A 17,702-nucleotide genomic window follows, 5' to 3' on the forward strand; every position below is an offset into this window, starting at 1 on the left:
GTATTTATACAACAGCCCGCAATTTACTGCCGTGCAGCATTGCAGCCTGGCCGTGCCCGGTCGTATGCTGGACACGAGGCCATATGCGCTACCCGCGTCATTTGGGCACATATCAGACATTTATTGCATATCGATAGACACAACTATTCGTAAGCACGCCACTGGCCCGCTGTTAATCTGATGTCATCACCGGACCGGCATGGTCCGCGCATCCACTAACCGAAGAGATATTGTCGATGAGTTCAAGCACCGCCCGCTCCCAGATTCCCGCCCTGCCCGTCAAAACCGTTCTCGCCGCCAGCCTGGTCGCCTGCTTCAGCCTGCCAATGCAGGCGCAAGCGCAGCAGGAATTGCCGGCCGAAGGCGAATTGCAGTCGGTGGTCGTCACCGGCACCTTCGCCAAGAACCGCCGCACCATCGATTCCGAATCGCCGATCGACATCCTCACTTCGCGCGACCTGCAAAGCACGGGTTCCGCTGAACTGGCCACCGTGCTGGCGCGCCTGCTGCCTTCGCTGAACTTTGCCCGCGCCACGGGCGCCGACGCCAGCGATGCCGTGCGTCCGGCCCAGCTGCGCGGCCTGTCGCCCGACCAAACCCTGGTGCTGGTGAACGGCAAGCGCCGCTACACCTCGGCCGTCGTCAACGTTAACGGTTCGCTGGGCCGCGGCTCGGCGCCCGTCGACCTGAACGCCATCCCGCTGGCCGCCATCGACCACGTGGAAGTGCTGCGCGATGGCGCAGCGGCCCAGTACGGTTCCGATGCGATCGCCGGCGTGATCAACATCATCCTGAAAAAAGGCGCGGCCGGCGGCGACGTGGAAGTGGGCTATGGCCAGACGCAGGAACGCGACGGCAAGCAAAAGAGCATCAAGGGCTCGGCCGGCTTCAAGCTGGGCGACGATGGCTGGGTGCGCGTCTCGGCGGAAGTGGCCGAACGCGATCCGACCAACCGCGCCGGCGCCGATTTCCGCAATCCGGCCGAACCGCGCTACGGCAAGGTCAACCAGCGCTACGGCGATGCGGAAAGCAAGCCGGCAACGATTTTCATCAACAGCGAATACCGCATCAACGACAATATCGACTGGTATGCCTTCGGCAATTACGGCAAGCGCGACACGTCGGCCGCCGCCACCTGGCGCACGGCCTACAATGGCACGGCGCTGCGCACGCCCGTGTACCCGGAAGGCTTTTTGCCGCTGCAAAACAGCACCTTGACGGACCAGTCCATCGTCACGGGCCTGCGCGGCGAAGCGGCCGGCTGGCGCTGGGATGCCAGCCTGAACTACGGCAGCAACAAGTTCGAGCTGGACCTGGACAACACGATCAACCTGTCGATCGGCACCCTGGGCGCGGACAGCCCCACGCATTTCTATGCCGGTTCGCTGAAAAACGAGCAGACCGTGTTCAATCTCGATGCGGCGCGCGAATTCCCCGTCGCCGCGTTCTCCGGCCCCCTGACGGTGGCCGTCGGCGCGGAAGCGCGCCGCGAGAAATACAGCATCGGCGCCGGCGATGAAGCGTCGTACATCGGCGGCGGCTCGCAAGGCTTTGCCGGCTTCCGCCCTGCCAACGCGGGCAGTCATTCGCGCCACAACGAATCGATCTATGTGAACCTGGAAGCGGAAGCGACGAAAAAGCTGTCGGGCGGCGTGGCCCTGCGCCATGAGCGCTACAGCGATTTCGGCAGCACCACGTCGGCCAAGGGCTCGGCGCGCTATGCCTTCACGGATGCGCTGTCCTTGCGCGGCACCATGTCGAGCGGTTTCCGCGCGCCATCGCTGGCACAGCAGTACTACACCATCACCACCACCAACTTCCAGGTCATCAACGGCGTCAACACGCCGATCGAAACGGGCACCTTCGCCGTCAACACGCCGCAGGCGCGCGCCCTCGGCGCCCAGGACCTGAAGCCGGAAAAAGCCCGCAACTACAGCCTGGGTCTGCAATTCCAGCCGAGCCGCAACTTCACCACCAGCGTCGACGCTTACCGCATCGACATCGACAACCGCATCCTGTTCTCGGCCAACCTGGCGCTGAACGACGCGCTGAAGGCCCAGCTGGCGGCGCAAGGCACGCCCGTGGGCGCGGCGCGCTACTTCACCAACGCCGTCGACACGCGCACGGAAGGCGTGGACATCGTCAGCACCTACCGCATCGACCTGCAGGACAAGGACCGCCTGGACTTTACCGTGGCCTACAACCACAACAAGAGTTCCGTGGAAAAAGTGGCCGACAACCCGGCCATCCTGACGGCCAACAACCTGAAACTGATCGACCGCCAGACCATCGCGCGGGCCACGGTGGCGTCGCCGAAAGACAAGTTCAGCCTGGCCGCCGACTATGGCTTCGGCATCTGGAACGTGCATGGCCTGGTAACGCGCTACGGCAGCTTCACGGTGCCGCAAAACGATATCAAGCTGGACCAGACGTATGATCCGCAGTGGGTGCTGGACGTCTCCGGCTCCGTCAAGCTGGGCAAGAACTGGCGCCTGGTGGCCGGCATCGACAACGTCACCAACCGCTACCCGGCGCAAGTGACCAGCGCGGGCAACCTGAACGTCGCCGGCACCCAGCCGTACAGCATCTTCGCGCCGAACGGCTTCAACGGCCGCTACTACTACGCCAAGGCGGGCTACAGCTGGTAAGCCGCGCCGCAGCACAGGAAAAGGGAGGCATCGCGCCTCCTTTTTTCGTTTACCGTTCGTCGTTGGTATCGGGATCGCCGCCCTGCCGGTGGTCGCCATCGAGCAGCGCCAGCGCCGCCAGGTCATCGGCATCGAGGGCAAAATCGAAGATGGCCAGGTTTTGCCGCATGCGCGCCGGGTCCTGCGATTTCGGGATGGCCACCAGGCCGTGCTGCACGTGCCAGCGCAGCAGGATCTGCGCGGCCGAACGGCCATGTTTCTGCGCCAGGCGCGCCACGGTGGCGTCCTGCAACAGCGCGCCGCGCCCCAGCGGGCTCCACGACTCGATGACGATGCCCTGCTGTGCATGCCAGGCGCGCAGCGCCGCCTGCGTAAAGTCCGGATGCAGCTCGATCTGGTTGACGGCCGGCAGCACGCCCGTTTCCGCCCGCAGGCGTTCGATATGCGCGGGCTGGAAATTCGACACGCCGATCGAACGGATGCGCCCTTCCCCGCGCAGGCGCACGAACGCGCGCCACGTCTCGACGTACAAATCGCGCATGGGCAGCGGCCAGTGGATCAGGTACAGGTCGAGGTAATCCGTGCCCAGCGCGGCCAGGGTGGCGTCGAAGGCGCGCAAGGTGCTGTCGTAGCCGTGCGCGCTGCCACGCAGCTTGCTGGTGAGCGCTACCGCGCTGCGCGGCAAGCCGCTGGCGGCGATGCCGCGGCCCACGCCCGTTTCATTGCCGTAACGGGCGGCCGTGTCGATCAGGCGGTAGCCGCAGGCGAGCGCCGCCTGCACGGCCGTCTCGGCCTGGGCATCGTCCAGCGGCCACGTGCCAAAACCGATCTGGGCAATGCGCTGGCCATCGTTGAGCGTCAAGTGGGGAATGGTTGCGTCAGTCATGCCGGTCCTTGTGTATGAGAGGGAACAGCCATGATAAGGGCAACGCGCGCGGCGTGCTTTCAGGCGTGCAATCGGCTACCATGGGGCTTCCTCTTCCTGATGACAGACCACCATGCCCAGCTGGCACCTGGCCGACGCCGCCGAACTGGCGGCGCGCCACCCCTACACCTTCTATAAATCACCGCCCGAGGCCATCGCCCAGGTGCGCCCCGGCGAGGTGGTCAAGCTGATCTTCGCCTTCCACAGCGACGCCCCCCAGGCGCCGGGCGCCGAGCGCATGTGGGTGCTGGTGGATACGATCGCGCCACATGGGCACTTCACCGGCAAGCTCGACAACATGCCCGGCTACATCGCCGATCTGCGGGCAAAAGACCCCATCGCCTTCGAGGCGCGCCACATCATCAATACCCAGCACGACGATGATGACAACCTCGTCAACCGCTATGCGGGCCTGTGCTTCGTGACGAAAAAAGTGCTGGAAGATGGCGCGCCCGTCGGCTTTCTGTACCGCGAGGAACCGGACAACGACAGCGACAGCGGCTGGCGCTTCACGGCCAACGACGAAAGCGACGACTACATGCACGACAGCGCCAACGTGGCCCTCGTGTCGCTGGGCGCCGTGCTCGGCGTGGATGACCGTTTTATTGCGCTGCTGGACGCTCCCGCCGGTTCGGCGTTTGCCTTCGACCGGAACACGCAAGCCTTTGTGCCGGTGGAACAATGAACGCCGCCGAACTGCAGGAACGGTGCGCGGCGCTGCCCGGCGCGCAAGCCGTGTTGCACGGCCCGCCGTCGAACATCCTCGTGTACGAAGTGGGGGGCAAAAAGTTTGCGTATTTCAAGACCAGCACGCCCGAGCAATGGCGCTTCAGCCTGCGCGCCAGCGCGGAACGCTTCATCGAACTGACGGACATGCCCGGCGTCAAGCCGGCCCGCTACATGGGCCGTTTCCACTGGGTGACGATCGTCGACGTGGCGCGCTTCCCGCCCGATTATCTGGCCGAACTGCTGCGGGACTCCTACGCGCGCGCCGTCGCCAGCCTGACGCGGGCGCAGCGGGCCGCGCTGGCGTCCGCTTAAAGCGACTCTTCGCCCGCCATGGCGCGGTCGATGTCTTCGCGCGTCAGGTCCGGCGCCAGCTGCAGGATGAACTCGTAGCCGTACGCGCGCAGGTAGGCGCCGCGGCGCACGGCCAGGCGCGTCGTGTTGGTGGCGAACAGGTGCGACGCTTCCACGGCCCGCAGCCCCTTGTCGCGGCCATGGTCGAAGGCCATCGAGGCAACGATGCCCACGCCCAGGCCCAGCGCCACGTATTGCTTGATGACGTCGGAATCCATGGCCGTCAGGATGATGTCGGTGGCCACGCCCGCCTTGGCGAACGCGTCGTCGATATGCCCGCGGCCCGTGAAACCCTTGTCGTAGGTAATCAGGGGATACCTGGCCAGGTCTTCCAGGCGGATGGGCGAGTGTTCCAGCAGCGGGTGGCCGTCCGGCACGACAATCAAATGACTCCAGCGGTAGCATGGGAAGGACACGAGGTCGGGGAACTGGCTCAGGCCTTCCGTGGCGATGCCGATATCGGTCTTGCCGGACAACACCCATTCGGCAATATGCTCGGGTGCGCTCTGCTGCAGCGCGATGCGCACGTCGGGAAAGGCGGCGCGGAAACTCTGCACCACTTTCGGCAAGGCATAGCGCGCCTGCGTGTGCGTGGCCGCCACCGACAGGGTGCCGCTCGTCTGGCCGCTGTACTCCAGGCTGGCCTGCTGCAGGTTTTCCGCCTCGATCAGCAAACGGTCGACGATTTTCAAAATGCCCTTGCCCGGCTCCGTCAAGCCCGTCAGCCGCTTGCCGTTGCGCTCGAAAATGACCACGCCCAGCTCGTCCTCGAGTTCGCGGATCTGCCGGCTCACGCCCGGCTGCGACGTGAACAGGGCGTTGGCCACTTCCGTCAGGTTATAGCCGCGGCGGGCCGCTTCGCGGATCGAGCGCAGTTGTTGAAAGTTCATATTGGTTCCAGCCTTTCAGGTTCTTGTCGGTTCGACGAACACATGTAATCGTTTCGGGCGGACCACCAAGGTCTCGCCTTCCTTCAGCTGCAGATGGCTGAAGCGCTCGTTCGACATCACCGCTTCGATCAGTTCGCTGTTATCGACGCGCTGCAAGTCCAGCTGGGCCAGCGGGCCGATCGCATGCGCGCGGCTCAGCTTGACCACGATGCCTTCCGCGCCCTGCGTGTAGCGGTCGATTTCCAGGTCGTGCGGCCGCACATAGGCCGTGCCCTTGCTGTCGCTCACGCCCGCATAATCAGGCACCTCGAAACTGGCGTCGCCCGTGGCCATCACGCCGTCATGCACGCGGCCGTGGAACAGGTTGACGTTGCCCAGGAAGCCGTAGACGAAGGGCGAGGCCGGGTGGTTGTAGACTTGCTCCGGGGAACCCAGCTGTTCGACGGTGCCCTTGTTCATCAGCACCACCTGGTCCGCCACTTCCAGCGCCTCTTCCTGGTCATGCGTGACGAAAATGCTGGTGACGTGCAAGTCGTCGTGCAGACGGCGCAGCCAGCGGCGCAATTCCTTGCGCACCTTGGCATCCAGGGCGCCGAACGGTTCGTCGAGCAGCAGCACGCGGGGCTCGACGGCCAGGGCGCGCGCCAGGGCGATGCGCTGGCGCTGTCCGCCCGACAATTGCGGCGGATAGCGGTCGGCCAGCCAGTCCAGCTGCACCAGCTCCAGCAGATCTTTCACCTTGCGGCGGATCTGGTCTTCCGACGGGCGCTCGCTGCGCGACTTCACGCGCAAGCCGAAGGCGACGTTTTCAAAGACGGTCATGTGCTTGAACAGCGCATAGTGCTGGAAGACGAAACCCACTTGCCGCTCGCGCACGTGGCGGTTCGACGCATCTTCCGCATCCAGCAGCACTTGCCCGCTGTCCGGATGTTCGAGGCCGGCTATGATGCGCAGCAAGGTGGTCTTGCCGCAGCCGGACGGGCCCAGCAAGGCCGTCAGTTCGCCGGCGGGAAAGTCCAGCGAGATATTGTCGAGGGCGACGAAATCGCCGAAACGTTTATGGATGTTTTTAACTGCGATGGTCATGATCAGTGCTCCGTGGAACGTAAGGCGGAATCGTCGGCGTCGCTCTCGTTCAAACGCCACTCAATAAAGGCTTTCAGGGCCAGGGTCACCAGGGCCAGCAAGGCCAGCAGGGAGGCGACGGCAAACGCGGCGGCGAAGTTGTACTCGTTGTACAGAATCTCCACTTGCAGCGGCATGGTGTTGGTTTCGCCGCGGATGTGTCCTGACACGACCGAGACAGCGCCAAACTCGCCCATGGCGCGGGCATTACACAGGATCACGCCATACAGCAAGCCCCACTTGATGTTCGGCAAGGTGACTCTGCGGAAGGTATTCCAGCCCGAGGCGCCCAGCACGATGGCGGCCTCTTCCTCTTCGCTGCCCTGCGACTGCATCAGCGGGATCAATTCACGCGCGACGAAGGGGAAGGTAATGAAGATGGTGGCCAGCACGATGCCAGGCACGGCAAACAGGATCTTGATGTCGTGCGCCTGCAGCCACGGACCGAACCAGCCCTGGGCGCCAAACATCAGCACATAGATCAGGCCGGAAATCACGGGCGAGACGGAAAACGGCAAGTCGATCAGGGTCAGCAGGATGCTCTTGCCGCGGAACTCGAACTTGGCGATGCACCAGGAAGCGGCCACGCCGAATACCAGGTTCAGCGGCACGGCGATGGCGGCCGTGATCAGGGTCAGTTTAATGGCGGAAATCGCGTCCGGGTCGATGATGGCGGCGATATACGCTTCCCAGCCCTTCTTGAACGCTTCGGCGAACACGGCCACCAGGGGCACGATGAGGAAAGCCGTCAGGAACAGCAGGGCGATGGTGATCAGGACCGTGCGCACCCACAGCGGTTCCAGCACGACGGGGCCGACGTTCGGCTCGATGCGGCGCGCTTTCGGCAGCGCATCTTCCGCGCTGGCGACGGCAGTAATATTCGTACTCATGATTTCTTCGCCTTTCCGCGCGTCCATGCTTGCAGCAGGTTAATCGTCAACAGCAGCAGGAAGGACACCACCAGCATCACCACGGCAATGGCCGTGGCGCCCGCGTAATCGTATTGTTCCAGCTTGGTAATAATGAACAGCGGGGTGATTTCCGACACCATCGGCATATTGCCGGCGATAAAGATCACGGAACCGTACTCGCCCGTGGCGCGGGCAAAAGCCAGGGCAAAGCCCGTCAGCAAGGATGGCAGGATGGTGGGGAAGATCACGCGGATAAATGTTTGCAGGGAATTGGCGCCCAGGCTGGCAGCCGCCTCTTCCAGTTCCTTTTCCGCGTCTTCCAGCACCGGCTGCACCGTGCGCACAACAAAGGGCAAGCCGATGAAGGTCAGCGCCACCACCACGCCCAGCGGCGTGAACGCCACCTTGATGCCCAGCACGCCTTCGATGAACTGGCCGAACCAGCCATTCGACGAATACAGCGCCGTCAGGGTGATGCCGGCCACGGCTGTCGGCAAGGCGAACGGCAAGTCGACCAGCGCGTCGATGATGCGCTTGCCGGGAAATTTATAGCGCACCAGCACCCAGGCCAGGATGCCGCCGAACACCACGTTCAGCAGGGCGGCGATCAGCGAGGCGCCAAACGTCAGGCGGTACGACGCCATCACGCGCTCGGACGTGACGGCGTGGAAGAAGGCGTCCCATGTCATGGTGAAGGTTTTCAGGAACACCGACGACAGCGGAATGAGGACGATCAATGCCAGGTAAAAGAGCGTGAAACCCAGTGACAACTTAAACCCCGGCATGACCCGAAACGGCGCGCCGCGCGCCTTGACCGGCGCTGCTGATGCTGATACTGCAGACATAGAAACCCCTTCTTATTACATTTTTGAGTTATAGGCTGCAATATTCACATGCAATCGTTATAAAAAGAACTAACCATTTCTCATTTGCTTAGATGAATTTTGCATACTTAGTGATGGAAACGCTGGACGAAAAAAAAAACGCACCGGCGAGGTGCGTTTTTATGGGAACAAGAGTGCCGAATAAAACGTTCAGGGCTAGGCGCGTTGCCGAAGACAGTACGAATGTACGGCGAGGCAATGCAACGACGCCATGAACGTTTTTTCGGTGCTCTTACTTGTTCGGCTGCGGGGTCAGGCGCAGATACGGCTTCGCTGCCGTAAAGCCCTTCGGATATTTCTGCTTGATCACGTCCGGATCTTGCACGGTCAATGGAATGATGACGTCGTCGCCGTCTTTCCAGTTGCCGGGCGTGGCCACGGTATAGCCGTCCGTCAACTGCAGGGCATCGATGACGCGCAGGATTTCATTGAAGTTACGGCCAGTGCTCAGCGGGTACGTGAGGATCAGGCGGATTTTCTTGTTCGGGTCGATGATGAAGACGGAACGCACGGTGGCCGTGACGGACTGTTCCGGGTGGATCATGTCGTACAGCACGGATACCTTCTTGTCGACGTCGGCGATGATGGGGAAGCCCACCACGGTGTTTTGCGTTTCCTCGATATCCTTGATCCAGCTCTTGTGCGACTCGGCCGCGTCCACGGACAAGGCGATGGCCTTCACGTTGCGCTTGTCAAATTCCGGCTTGAGCTTGGCCGTCAGGCCCAGTTCCGTCGTGCACACGGGCGTGAAGTCGGCCGGGTGGGAAAACAGCACCACCCAGGAATTGCCAGCCCACTCGTGGAATTTCAGCGGGCCGATGGAGCTGTCTTGTTCAAAATCGGGGGCGACATCGCCCAGGCGTAAGGTCATCGTGATCTCCTCAATGAGTAGTTAGTAGGCGTTCAATAATAATATAGTAATGCGTATCTGACAGAACCGTAGCGAGCGGCAGCGAGTTGTGGTTAAGAAGCGCAGCCGTGCATAAGCACGGTGAGCATCGCAGGCCGCAAATCGCGACGCGCAGTAGGTTATGTCAGATACTCAAGCGGCCTGGCGGTGGCGGCGCTCTCCTTGCGCCAGATCAAACAGCGTCTGCAACTGGGCCTGGCCGTAGATCCAGTCGCCCAGGTTTGACTCCGCGTTGATGTGGCCCAGTTCGCCACCATCGATGTATTTGCAATTCCAGCGCCGCGCCCACTGCGTGGCATGCTCGGCCGTCATCCACGGGTCCGTCTGGCTGGCGATCAGGATGCCGGGGCAAGGCAACCGCTTTTGCGGCAAGGCTTGCGCCACGCCAAACTTGTCCGGGTCGGCCGGCCCTACCAGCAGCACGCCGGCCACGCCGTGCGGGTCGCGTGCCAGGCTGTGCGCCGTCGTCAGGCAGCCGAAGCTGTGGGCAACGATCAGCGTCGGGCGCGCATCCTGCCGCCGCACCCGCTCCAGGCGCGCCGACCAGGTGGCCAGGTCCGGCGTCGACCAGTCATCCTGCTCGACCCGCTCGAACTGCGGATACAGGCGCTGCCAGCGGCTCTGCCAATGCTCGGGGCCGCTGTTATGCAAGCCCGGCACGATCAGTACCCGGTAATCGGAAAAGCTGCGCAGCGCCATGATGATTCCCTTTCAGTAAGGGTCTGGCAATCGTTCCCGATTGCCATCCGGTATTACTTAGGTTGGTAGATCTGGTCGAAGATGCCGCCATCGGCAAAGTGCGCCTTCTGTGCCGCCGTCCAGCCGCCGGCGACCTGGTCGATGGTGAACAGGTTGACCTTGGCGAACTGCGATGCGTATTTCTTCGCCGCCTTGTCCGTGGCAGGACGGTAATAGTTCTTGGCGATGATGTCTTGCGCTTCGTCCGTGTACAGGTAGTTCAGGTAAGCCTCGGCCACCTTGCGCGTACCGTGCTTGTCGGCAAACTTGTCGACGACGGCAACGGGCGGCTCGGCCAGGATGCTGACGGACGGGGTGATGATGTCGAACTTGGTCGGGCCCAGTTCCTTGACGGCCAGATACGCTTCATTTTCCCAGGCGATCAGCACGTCGCCGATGCCCCGCTCGACGAAGGTGGTGGTGGCGCCGCGCGCGCCGGAATCGAGCACGGGCACGTTCTTGTACAGTTTGCCGAGGAAATCCTTGGCCTTCGCTTCGTTGCCGCCCGGCTGGCGCAAGGCATAACCCCAGGCTGCCAAGTGGTTCCAGCGGGCGCCGCCCGAGGTTTTCGGGTTTGGCGTGATGACGGACACGCCCGGCTTGATCAGGTCATTCCAATCCTTGATGCCTTTCGGATTGCCCTTGCGCACCAGGAACACGATGGTCGAGGTGTAAGGCGAGCTGTTGTGCGCCAAGCGCTTTTGCCAGTCGCCGGCCAGCAGCTTGTGCTCGGCCAGCGCGTCGATGTCATAGGCCAGAGCCAGTGTCACGACGTCCGCTTCCAGGCCGTCGATGACGGCGCGCGCCTGCTTGCCGGAACCACCGTGCGATTGCTTGATCTTGACGTTGTCGCCCGTCTTGCCTTTCCATTCCTTGGCAAACGCCGTATTCACATCCTGGTACAGCTCGCGCGTCGGGTCATACGACACGTTGAGCAGGGTGATATCGGCAGCTTGCGCCGTTTGCAGAATGGCAAACGCGCTGATGGCGGCGGCAATGATGATTTTTTTCGACAGCATCTAAGATCCCCGGTGGTTGAACTTGCAGAGCCACCAGATTACGGCCCAATGGCCGCAAAGAGAACGAAGCGTTTCACCGTTTGATATACATTTTTCGCATATGGACGGCACGCAACGGGGATTTAGCAGTTAAGACCAGGGACACCTGACGAAACCGTAGCGAGCGCAAGGTGGCCGAGAAGCGTGACTGTGCGAAGCAGGGGGCGCCGAGGCGGCGAGCAACGCCGGCTGCCCGTCCCGATGCGCAGCAGGTTGTGACAGGGGTCAATAAAAGCGGTTGAACAGCACCACGGCCCACGTGGCGAAGGCCAGGATGCAGGTGAGCAGCACGGCCGCACTGCCGAAATCCTTGGCGTTTTTCGACAGGGGATGGCGCTCGAGCGAGATGCGGTCGACCACGGCTTCCAGCGCGGAGTTGAGCAATTCGACGATCAGCACCAGCAGCAGCACGCCGATCAGCACCAGCTTTTCAAACGCGGAAACGCGCAGCAACAAGGCAATCACCGTGCCGACGACGAACAGGCCCAATTCCTGGCGGAACGCATGTTCATGGCGCCAGGCCGATTTCAAGCCGTCGAGCGAGTAAAAAAAGGCGGAGAAAATGCGCTTCAGGCCGCTCTTGCTCTTGAATTCATTTACAGGTTGCATGGTTTTCCAGGGTGAGGCACGGGTGCAATACAGCCATTATGATGGCCGGCATAGGAATTGTGACAATTTATTCGCTGAATATCTCGGAACATTTCACTATTTTTTCACATCATGGTATAAAGAAGGATGAATACTGCATTGCACCAAATCCATCATGAAAATTGAACCGGTCGCAGCCCCGAAGACGACGATCCAGGTGATCGAGCGCATGGTCGCCCTGCTCGATGCTCTGGCGAAATATTCTGACCCCGTCAGCCTGAAGGAATTGTCCAAGGTATCCGGCCTGCATCCATCGACGGCGCACCGCATCCTCAACGACATGGTACTGACGCGCTTTGTCGACCGCATCGAGCCGGGCACCTACCGGCTGGGCATGCGCCTGCTGGAACTGGGCAATGTGGTGAAAAGCCGCCTTAGCGTGCGCGAAGCGGCGCTGGACTTCATGCGCCAGCTGCACAAGAAAACCCAGCAAACCATCAACCTGTCCGTGCGCCAGGGCGACGAGATCGTCTACATCGACCGCGCCTTTTCCGAGCGCTCGGGCATGCAGGTGGTGCGCGCCATCGGCGGCCGCGGCCCGCTGCACCTGACGTCGACGGGCAAGCTGTTTCTTTCCGTCGACGAGCCGAAAGCCATCCGCGCCTACGCCACGCGCACGGGCCTGGCTGGCCACAACAAGAATTCCATCACGGATCTGCAAAAGCTCGAGCGCGAGCTGAGCCTGGTGCGCGAACGCGGCTATGCGCGTGACAATGAAGAGCTGGAACTGGGCGTGCGCTGCATGGCCGCCGGCATCCGCGACGACTCGGGCAAGCTGATCGCCGGCCTGTCGATCTCGGCACCCGCCGACCGCCTGCAGGATGAATGGCTGGTGGACCTGGTCGAAACGGCGAACCAGATTTCCGTTACATTAGGTTATATGCCGCAAGACTGAGAACGCCTGAGCAAACCTGCTGCGCGGGGCGCTTTGCGGCCTGCGATGCTCACCGGCCCGGCGCCCCCGCACAGAGTACGGTTGCGCTTCTTAGCCACAAATCACTGCCGCTCGCGACGGTTTTGTCAGGCGTCGTGACGACAACTTTCTGCATTAACCACCAGGCAAGCTCATGTTGGCTGGTTTCAAGGCTTCCAGCCACTTGCGCATGCGGCCCGCATCGGCCGTGCGCGACTGTTTCCCTTTGGAATCGAGGAAGACCATGATCACGGCACGTCCTTCGATGACGGCCTGCATCATCAAACAGCGTCCCGCCTCGTTGATGAATCCCGTTTTCTGCAAGCCGATTTCCCAGCCGGGGTTCGCCACCAAGTGATTCGTATTGCCGAACTGCATGGGCTGGCCGCTGGCTTCGACAATGGCTTTCGGATCCGTCGAGTACTGGCGCAGCAGCGGCTGCTGGAAGGCGGCCATGGCCAGCTTGCCCAGGTCGCGCGCGCTGGCCACGTTCATTTTCGACAGGCCGCTGGAATCGACGTAATGCGTGTCCATCATGCCCAGCTGGCGCGCCTTGCTGTTCATGGCATCGACAAAGGCGGGCAAGCCGCCCGGATAGTTGCGCCCCAGGGCCGAAGCGGCGCGGTTTTCCGAACTCATCAAGGCGATGTGCAGCATATTGCCGCGCGTCAGTTGCGAACCCACCTTCAGGCGCGAACTGCTGAATTTGGCGCGGTCGACATCGTCGTCCGTGATCGTCAGCACTTCCTCCATGTCCTGGCGCGCTTCCACCACCACCAGGCCCGTCATCATCTTGGTGATGGAGGCGATCGGCAGGGCCACATTGGAATTCTTTTCAAACAACACTTCCGCGTTGTTCTGGTCCAGCACCAGCGCCACGCTCGATTTGAGGTCGAGCGGATCGCGGGTCAGGTTCAGGCCCGCCAGGTCGCCCATGGTGGGCATCGGGGCGGCCATGGGCACGGCCACGCTGCTGACTTTCTGGTAGATGACCTTGCGCTTGCCGCGTACCATGACGACCCGGCGCACGGTCTTTTCGCGCGGCGCGGCCGTCGCGCCCTTGCGCAGCACGACTTTGACTTTCTTGGTATTGTGTTTCTTGGCGGCCGAGGATTTGCCGTTTGCTTCCTTGGCGTGCACGGCGACAGCCGGCGCCAGTGCAAACAACAGGGAAGCCAGGACACCCAGCGCAAGTTTAAACTTAGCCATTCGATAATTCCCCGTGAAGCTGTTGCCTTATTGCAGTGTAGCGAAATGCAGAGTAATCGCAAGCCCATTTAACAGTTAAGACAGTATTTATTGCAGCAATGGAATACATATCGTTGGTGATGAGCAAACAAGCTCATCCTTGATCCACTGTTTACTTATGCAAATCGCTATAGATTACTAAGTGTCTATGAATTTAACAAAGCCGGCCAGCGGCTCGCGTTCCGTGCTCAAGCGGTTTTCGATCTTGTCGGGGTCGGCATAGCCGAGCGCCATGCCACACACTACCATTTCGCTGGCAGGCACGCCCAGTTCCTCGCGGATGATGTCGTGGTAATGGATGAAGGCCGCTTGCGGGCAGGTGTTGAGTCCGCGCGCGCGGGCCGCCAGCATGATGTTTTGCAAGAACATGCCGTAGTCGAGCCAGGAACCCTGCTCCAGCACGCGTTCGATGGTGAAGATCAGGCCGACGGGCGCATCGAAAAACTGGAAATTGCGCCCGTGCTGGGCCGCCATGCCGGCCGTGTCGCCCCGCTGCAGGCCCAGCAGCTGATACAGGTCCAGGCCGATCTTGCGGCGGCGCTCGATGAAAGGCGCCGTCCACTGGCGCGGGTAATAGGTGTACGACGCCGTGCGGGCGGGCGCATCGGGGGCTGCCGGCGCGGCGTAGGCCGCGAGGATGCGCCGCGACAGGCGCTGGCGCGCCGCGCCCGACAGCACATACACTTTCCATGGCTGCATGTTGGCGCCCGACGGCGCGCGCGCGGCCACCTCCAGGATGCGTGCGATGTCTTCCTGCGCCACGGGCGTGGGCAAGAAGGCGCGGATCGAACGGCGCGACACGATGGCAGCATCGACGGCTTGCTGCTGCGTATATTCTTCGGTTGCCCCAGGTACTTGTTTGCTCACTGCCCTGCTCTCCTGCCTGTTGCTCTATTTTTTGACGACAAACACCACGCCGACCACGGCCACCAGCATGCCGGCGATGCCCAGCATATTAAACGCTTCGCCGAACATCAGCCAGGCCATCACGGCCGTCGTGGGCGGCGTCAGGTACAGCAAGCCCGTCACTTTCGTGGCGTCGCTGCGGCGGATCAGGGCAAACAGCAGGAAGATGGCGCCAATGGACAGCACGAGTACCGACCACAGCAAGGCGCCGATGAAGTTGGCTGTCCATTGCACGTTGCTGAAATGCATGTCCAGGCCTTCGTAATACAAAGCGAACGGCAATACCACGACGATGGAGGCGGCGAATTGCACCACCGTGCCGGTGCGCAAGTCAAAGTGCGGGCAGTGGCGTTTTTGATACATGGTGCCGGCCGTCATCGACAGCAGGGCGAACACGCACAGCAGCACGCTTTCCACCGTCAGGCCCACCAGGTTGATCTTCGCGTACACGACCAGGGCCACGCCCAGCAGGCCAAAGAACAGGCCCAGCCACTGGCGCGGGCGCACGGATTCGCCGATCAGGGGCGCGGCGCAGGCCGTCAGCACGGGCTGCATGCCGACGATCAGGGCGGACAGGCCGGCCGGCATGCCCAGCTTGATGGCGCACCAGACGCCGGCCAGGTAGCCCGCCTGCATCAGGATGCCGGCCACGGCAATCTGGCGGAACTGTCCCACGGGCCACGGCGCGCGCAACAGCAGCACCAGCGGCAGCAGGATGACCAGCACGCCCAGGAAGCGCAGCAGCAGGAACGTCAGCGGCGGCGCATACGGCAGGCCGAATTTGGCCACGATAAAACCTGTGCTCCATAACAACACAAAGAAAGCGGGCAAGGCCATCGGGCTCAAGATGGCAAGAAAAGTGGCTTTGCCGCTGGCGCCAGCCGCGGCGGGAAGATTGGACATGGTATCAACTCGGGAATCGGGATCGGCACGGGAGCGCTGCGCCAGTGCGGGAGGCAAAGTCTAGCATGCTGCGCCGCACCCGTCCCGAAAGGCGGGGAAATGAAAGTTTAGAGCTAAACCATTAGCACTCAGAAATCAAATATTTCTCTTTAGAAACAACGGCTTTTGATGCAAATCTATTCAATTGTTGCATCGCACAAGATTCGCTTGACTTCGTTTTTTTTAACCGTAGAATAGGGTTTGTTGCGTTGCACAATTCTTGTTCAGCTTGAAAAATTTAGATTCACCTGCTTCCCCAACCGGTACACGCAGCATCAAATTAACCAGATTTCGATATTTTTGGAGATTTATATGTTTTCAATCCCTGAGCAGTTTTCGTCCGCTACCAAAGCCAACCTGGAAGCCCAATTCGCCCTGTTCTCGTCGCTGACGGGCAAGGCTTTCGAAGGCATCGAAAAGATCGTCGAACTGAACCTGACCGCTGCCAAGGCAACGCTGGAAGAATCGACCGCCGCCGCCAAGCAATTGCTGTCGGCAAAAGACCCACAAGAATTTTTCTCGCTGAGCGCTGCCCAAGCCCAGCCGAGCGCCGAGAAAGCCATCGCCTACGGTCGCCACCTGGCAGCCATCGCGTCCGGCACCCAGGCTGAATTCAGCAAAGCAGCGGAATCGCAAATCGCCGAAACGAACCGTAAAGTCATTTCGCTGGTAGAAGAAGTCACCAAGAACGCGCCAGCCGGCTCGGAAAACGCTGTTGCCATCCTGAAAAGCGCCATCGGCAACGCCAATGCAGGCTACGAGCAATTCTCGAAAACCAGCAAGCAAGCCGTCGAAGCCATCGAAGCAAACCTGGCATCGGCCGTGAACCAGTTCACGCAAGCTGCTGAAAAAGTCGTGCCGCGCGCTGCCGCCAAGTAATTGTTCGCAAGGAGCGCCACCGCGCTCCCGTCTTACCAGCTCCTCCAGGCATCCATCCCGCTGTTCCCCCACGGATGCCATTATGCCCCGGCCCAGCCGGGGCATTTTTTATGCCAGTTTGGTACGCCTAACCCAAGCTGCTGCGCGCCGTGATCTGCGGCCTGCGATGCTCACTGCCTCGGCGGCCCCGTGCCAAGCACGGTTCCGCTTCTCAGCCACAACTCCCTTCCGCTCGCTTCGGTTTTCTTAAGCGTTCTTTGTATCTGTTCTACTCGCCCAGGTACGCCGCCTTGACGCGCGGGTCGTCCAGCATGGCGGCCGCATTGCCGCCCATGGTTACCAGGCCGGAATCCATCACGTAGCCGCGGTGCGCGGCCTGCAAAGCCAGGCGGGCATTCTGCTCCACCAGCAGTATGGTGATGCCTTCGGACGAGACCCTGCGGATGACCTCGAAAATTTTCTCGACCATGATGGGCGACAAGCCCATCGACGGTTCGTCGAGCAGCAGCAGCTTCGGGTGGCACATCAGCGCGCGCGCCATGGCCAGCATCTGCTGCTCGCCGCCCGACAGGGTGCCGGCCATCTGCGCGGCCCGCTCCTTCAGGCGCGGGAATACGTCGAACCACTTGGCGATATCGTCCTCGACGCCGGCCTTGTCCGTGCGCGTGTAGGCGCCCATCATCAGATTCTCGCGGATCGACATGCGGGTAAACACGCCCCGCCCTTCCGGCACCATGGCCAGTTTCTTTTCCACCAGATGAAACGATTTCGTGCCTTTCAGCGATTCGCCCATGTAGCTGATCGTGCCGTCAACCTTGCATGCGGGCAAGGTACCCGTGATGGCTTTCAGGGTCGTCGTCTTGCCGGCGCCGTTCGCGCCGATCAGGGCGATCAGCTCGCCCTCATTGACTTCCAGGTCGATGCCCTTGACGGCCTTGATGCCGCCATAAGCCACATGCAGGCCCGCGACTTTCAGTACATTCCTGTTCAAGCCCTC

18 protein-coding genes are annotated in these 17,702 nt (G+C 61.7%); 5 read left to right on the forward strand and 13 right to left on the reverse strand.

The genetic code is table 11. From position 1 onward, the window contains the following. Positions 1-236 precede the first annotated feature (236 nt). Positions 237-2,648, forward strand: a complete 2,412-nt coding sequence (locus ACZ92H_RS02960) for a TonB-dependent receptor plug domain-containing protein (protein WP_131371593.1) — start codon at positions 237-239, stop codon at positions 2,646-2,648. A 49-nt stretch (positions 2,649-2,697) separates the two neighbouring features. Here the strand turns inward: ACZ92H_RS02960 and ACZ92H_RS02965 are convergent, their stop codons facing one another. Next, entirely contained in the window at positions 2,698-3,534 is an 837-nt protein-coding gene (locus ACZ92H_RS02965; RefSeq protein WP_465048093.1) for an aldo/keto reductase, read from the reverse strand. 112 nt (positions 3,535-3,646) lie between these two features. Between ACZ92H_RS02965 and ACZ92H_RS02970 the strand changes: the two genes are divergently transcribed. Together ACZ92H_RS02970 and ACZ92H_RS02975 are read left to right on the forward strand one after the other, a co-directional pair. Further along, the gene (locus ACZ92H_RS02970; RefSeq protein WP_465048092.1) at positions 3,647-4,258 is read left to right on the forward strand and encodes an immunity protein Imm33 domain-containing protein; all 612 of its coding nucleotides are present in this window, start codon (positions 3,647-3,649) and stop codon (positions 4,256-4,258) included. Beyond that, positions 4,255-4,614 carry an MmcQ/YjbR family DNA-binding protein gene (locus ACZ92H_RS02975; RefSeq protein ID WP_131371603.1) on the forward strand — a complete coding sequence of 120 codons (360 nt, stop codon included), beginning with the start codon at positions 4,255-4,257 and terminating at the stop codon, positions 4,612-4,614. The genes ACZ92H_RS02970 and ACZ92H_RS02975 overlap by 4 nt, the downstream gene beginning before the upstream one ends. Here ACZ92H_RS02975 and ACZ92H_RS02980 read toward each other — a convergent pair. The 8 genes from ACZ92H_RS02980 to ACZ92H_RS03015 form a co-directional block, all read right to left on the reverse strand. After that, the gene (locus tag ACZ92H_RS02980; protein ID WP_465048091.1) at positions 4,611-5,543 is read right to left on the reverse strand and encodes a CysB family HTH-type transcriptional regulator; all 933 of its coding nucleotides are present in this window, start codon (positions 5,541-5,543) and stop codon (positions 4,611-4,613) included. The two genes, ACZ92H_RS02975 and ACZ92H_RS02980, sit on opposite strands and share 4 nt — an antisense overlap. Positions 5,544-5,558: 15 nt before the next feature. Continuing rightward, positions 5,559-6,629 (reverse strand): sulfate/molybdate ABC transporter ATP-binding protein, encoded by a 1,071-nt coding sequence (locus tag ACZ92H_RS02985; RefSeq protein WP_071075790.1) that lies wholly within the window; start codon positions 6,627-6,629, stop codon positions 5,559-5,561. Positions 6,630-6,631: 2 nt separating this feature from the next. After that, positions 6,632-7,558, reverse strand: a complete 927-nt coding sequence (cysW, locus tag ACZ92H_RS02990) for a sulfate ABC transporter permease subunit CysW (RefSeq protein WP_465048089.1) — start codon at positions 7,556-7,558, stop codon at positions 6,632-6,634. Beyond that, entirely contained in the window at positions 7,555-8,364 is an 810-nt protein-coding gene (cysT, locus tag ACZ92H_RS02995) for a sulfate ABC transporter permease subunit CysT (protein ID WP_465048088.1), read from the reverse strand. The genes cysW and cysT overlap by 4 nt, the downstream gene beginning before the upstream one ends. A 331-nt stretch (positions 8,365-8,695) precedes the next feature. Then, on the reverse strand, positions 8,696-9,334 hold the full coding sequence (locus tag ACZ92H_RS03000; RefSeq protein WP_131371609.1) for a peroxiredoxin: 639 nt from the start codon (positions 9,332-9,334) through the stop codon (positions 8,696-8,698). Positions 9,335-9,505: 171 nt separating this feature from the next. Further along, complete coding sequence (locus ACZ92H_RS03005) at positions 9,506-10,072, reverse strand: RBBP9/YdeN family alpha/beta hydrolase (protein WP_131371611.1); 567 nt, start codon at positions 10,070-10,072, stop codon at positions 9,506-9,508. Positions 10,073-10,125: 53 nt separating this feature from the next. Next, a complete protein-coding gene (locus ACZ92H_RS03010; RefSeq protein ID WP_131371614.1) occupies positions 10,126-11,130 on the reverse strand; it encodes a sulfate ABC transporter substrate-binding protein in 1,005 nt (334 codons plus the stop codon). Between the two features lie 264 nt (positions 11,131-11,394). Beyond that, a complete protein-coding gene (locus ACZ92H_RS03015) occupies positions 11,395-11,778 on the reverse strand; it encodes a diacylglycerol kinase (RefSeq protein ID WP_465048087.1) in 384 nt (127 codons plus the stop codon). Between the two features lie 154 nt (positions 11,779-11,932). On the opposite strand from ACZ92H_RS03015, the gene ACZ92H_RS03020 reads away from it, so the two are divergent. Further along, on the forward strand, positions 11,933-12,712 hold the full coding sequence (locus ACZ92H_RS03020; RefSeq protein ID WP_465048086.1) for an IclR family transcriptional regulator: 780 nt from the start codon (positions 11,933-11,935) through the stop codon (positions 12,710-12,712). Positions 12,713-12,865: 153 nt separating this feature from the next. On the opposite strand, the gene pbpG is transcribed toward ACZ92H_RS03020, so the two are convergent. The 3 genes from pbpG to ACZ92H_RS03035 all read right to left on the reverse strand — a co-directional run bounded on the left by pbpG (position 12,866) and on the right by ACZ92H_RS03035 (position 15,787). After that, positions 12,866-13,939, reverse strand: a complete 1,074-nt coding sequence (gene pbpG / locus ACZ92H_RS03025; protein WP_131371619.1) for a D-alanyl-D-alanine endopeptidase — start codon at positions 13,937-13,939, stop codon at positions 12,866-12,868. Positions 13,940-14,116: 177 nt separating this feature from the next. Beyond that, complete coding sequence (locus tag ACZ92H_RS03030) at positions 14,117-14,845, reverse strand: nitroreductase (RefSeq protein WP_465048085.1); 729 nt, start codon at positions 14,843-14,845, stop codon at positions 14,117-14,119. A 24-nt stretch (positions 14,846-14,869) separates the two neighbouring features. Next, positions 14,870-15,787, reverse strand: a complete 918-nt coding sequence (locus ACZ92H_RS03035; RefSeq protein ID WP_465048084.1) for a DMT family transporter — start codon at positions 15,785-15,787, stop codon at positions 14,870-14,872. A 351-nt stretch (positions 15,788-16,138) separates the two neighbouring features. Here ACZ92H_RS03035 and ACZ92H_RS03040 point away from each other — a divergent pair, with 351 nt between their 5' ends. Further along, positions 16,139-16,705: a phasin family protein gene (locus ACZ92H_RS03040; protein ID WP_131371628.1), complete on the forward strand. Its 567-nt coding sequence runs from the start codon at positions 16,139-16,141 to the stop codon at positions 16,703-16,705. Positions 16,706-16,973: 268 nt separating this feature from the next. Here the strand turns inward: ACZ92H_RS03040 and ACZ92H_RS03045 are convergent, their stop codons facing one another. Next, positions 16,974-17,696 (reverse strand): ABC transporter ATP-binding protein, encoded by a 723-nt coding sequence (locus ACZ92H_RS03045; RefSeq protein ID WP_131372364.1) that lies wholly within the window; start codon positions 17,694-17,696, stop codon positions 16,974-16,976. Positions 17,697-17,702 lie beyond the last annotated feature (6 nt).

This window comes from Janthinobacterium foliorum, from assembly GCF_978021625.1.

Excerpts from the sequence above, each read along its gene's own strand:
- ACZ92H_RS03040 (WP_131371628.1), top strand. The coding sequence starts at position 16,139 with ATGTTTTCAATCCCTGAGCAGTTTTCGTCCGCTACCAAAGCCAACCTG.
- ACZ92H_RS02975 (WP_131371603.1), top strand. The coding sequence starts at position 4,255 with ATGAACGCCGCCGAACTGCAGGAACGGTGCGCGGCGCTGCCCGGCGCG.
- ACZ92H_RS03015 (WP_465048087.1), bottom strand. The coding sequence starts at position 11,778 with ATGCAACCTGTAAATGAATTCAAGAGCAAGAGCGGCCTGAAGCGCATT.
- ACZ92H_RS02960 (WP_131371593.1), top strand. The coding sequence starts at position 237 with ATGAGTTCAAGCACCGCCCGCTCCCAGATTCCCGCCCTGCCCGTCAAA.
- ACZ92H_RS03010 (WP_131371614.1), bottom strand. The coding sequence starts at position 11,130 with ATGCTGTCGAAAAAAATCATCATTGCCGCCGCCATCAGCGCGTTTGCC.
- ACZ92H_RS03005 (WP_131371611.1), bottom strand. The coding sequence starts at position 10,072 with ATGGCGCTGCGCAGCTTTTCCGATTACCGGGTACTGATCGTGCCGGGC.
- cysW (WP_465048089.1), bottom strand. The coding sequence starts at position 7,558 with ATGAGTACGAATATTACTGCCGTCGCCAGCGCGGAAGATGCGCTGCCG.
- ACZ92H_RS03020 (WP_465048086.1), top strand. The coding sequence starts at position 11,933 with ATGAAAATTGAACCGGTCGCAGCCCCGAAGACGACGATCCAGGTGATC.
- ACZ92H_RS03035 (WP_465048084.1), bottom strand. The coding sequence starts at position 15,787 with ATGTCCAATCTTCCCGCCGCGGCTGGCGCCAGCGGCAAAGCCACTTTT.
- ACZ92H_RS02970 (WP_465048092.1), top strand. The coding sequence starts at position 3,647 with ATGCCCAGCTGGCACCTGGCCGACGCCGCCGAACTGGCGGCGCGCCAC.
- cysT (WP_465048088.1), bottom strand. The coding sequence starts at position 8,364 with ATGCCGGGGTTTAAGTTGTCACTGGGTTTCACGCTCTTTTACCTGGCA.
- pbpG (WP_131371619.1), bottom strand. The coding sequence starts at position 13,939 with ATGGCTAAGTTTAAACTTGCGCTGGGTGTCCTGGCTTCCCTGTTGTTT.
- ACZ92H_RS02965 (WP_465048093.1), bottom strand. The coding sequence starts at position 3,534 with ATGACTGACGCAACCATTCCCCACTTGACGCTCAACGATGGCCAGCGC.
- ACZ92H_RS02985 (WP_071075790.1), bottom strand. The coding sequence starts at position 6,629 with ATGACCATCGCAGTTAAAAACATCCATAAACGTTTCGGCGATTTCGTC.
- ACZ92H_RS03000 (WP_131371609.1), bottom strand. The coding sequence starts at position 9,334 with ATGACCTTACGCCTGGGCGATGTCGCCCCCGATTTTGAACAAGACAGC.
- ACZ92H_RS02980 (WP_465048091.1), bottom strand. The coding sequence starts at position 5,543 with ATGAACTTTCAACAACTGCGCTCGATCCGCGAAGCGGCCCGCCGCGGC.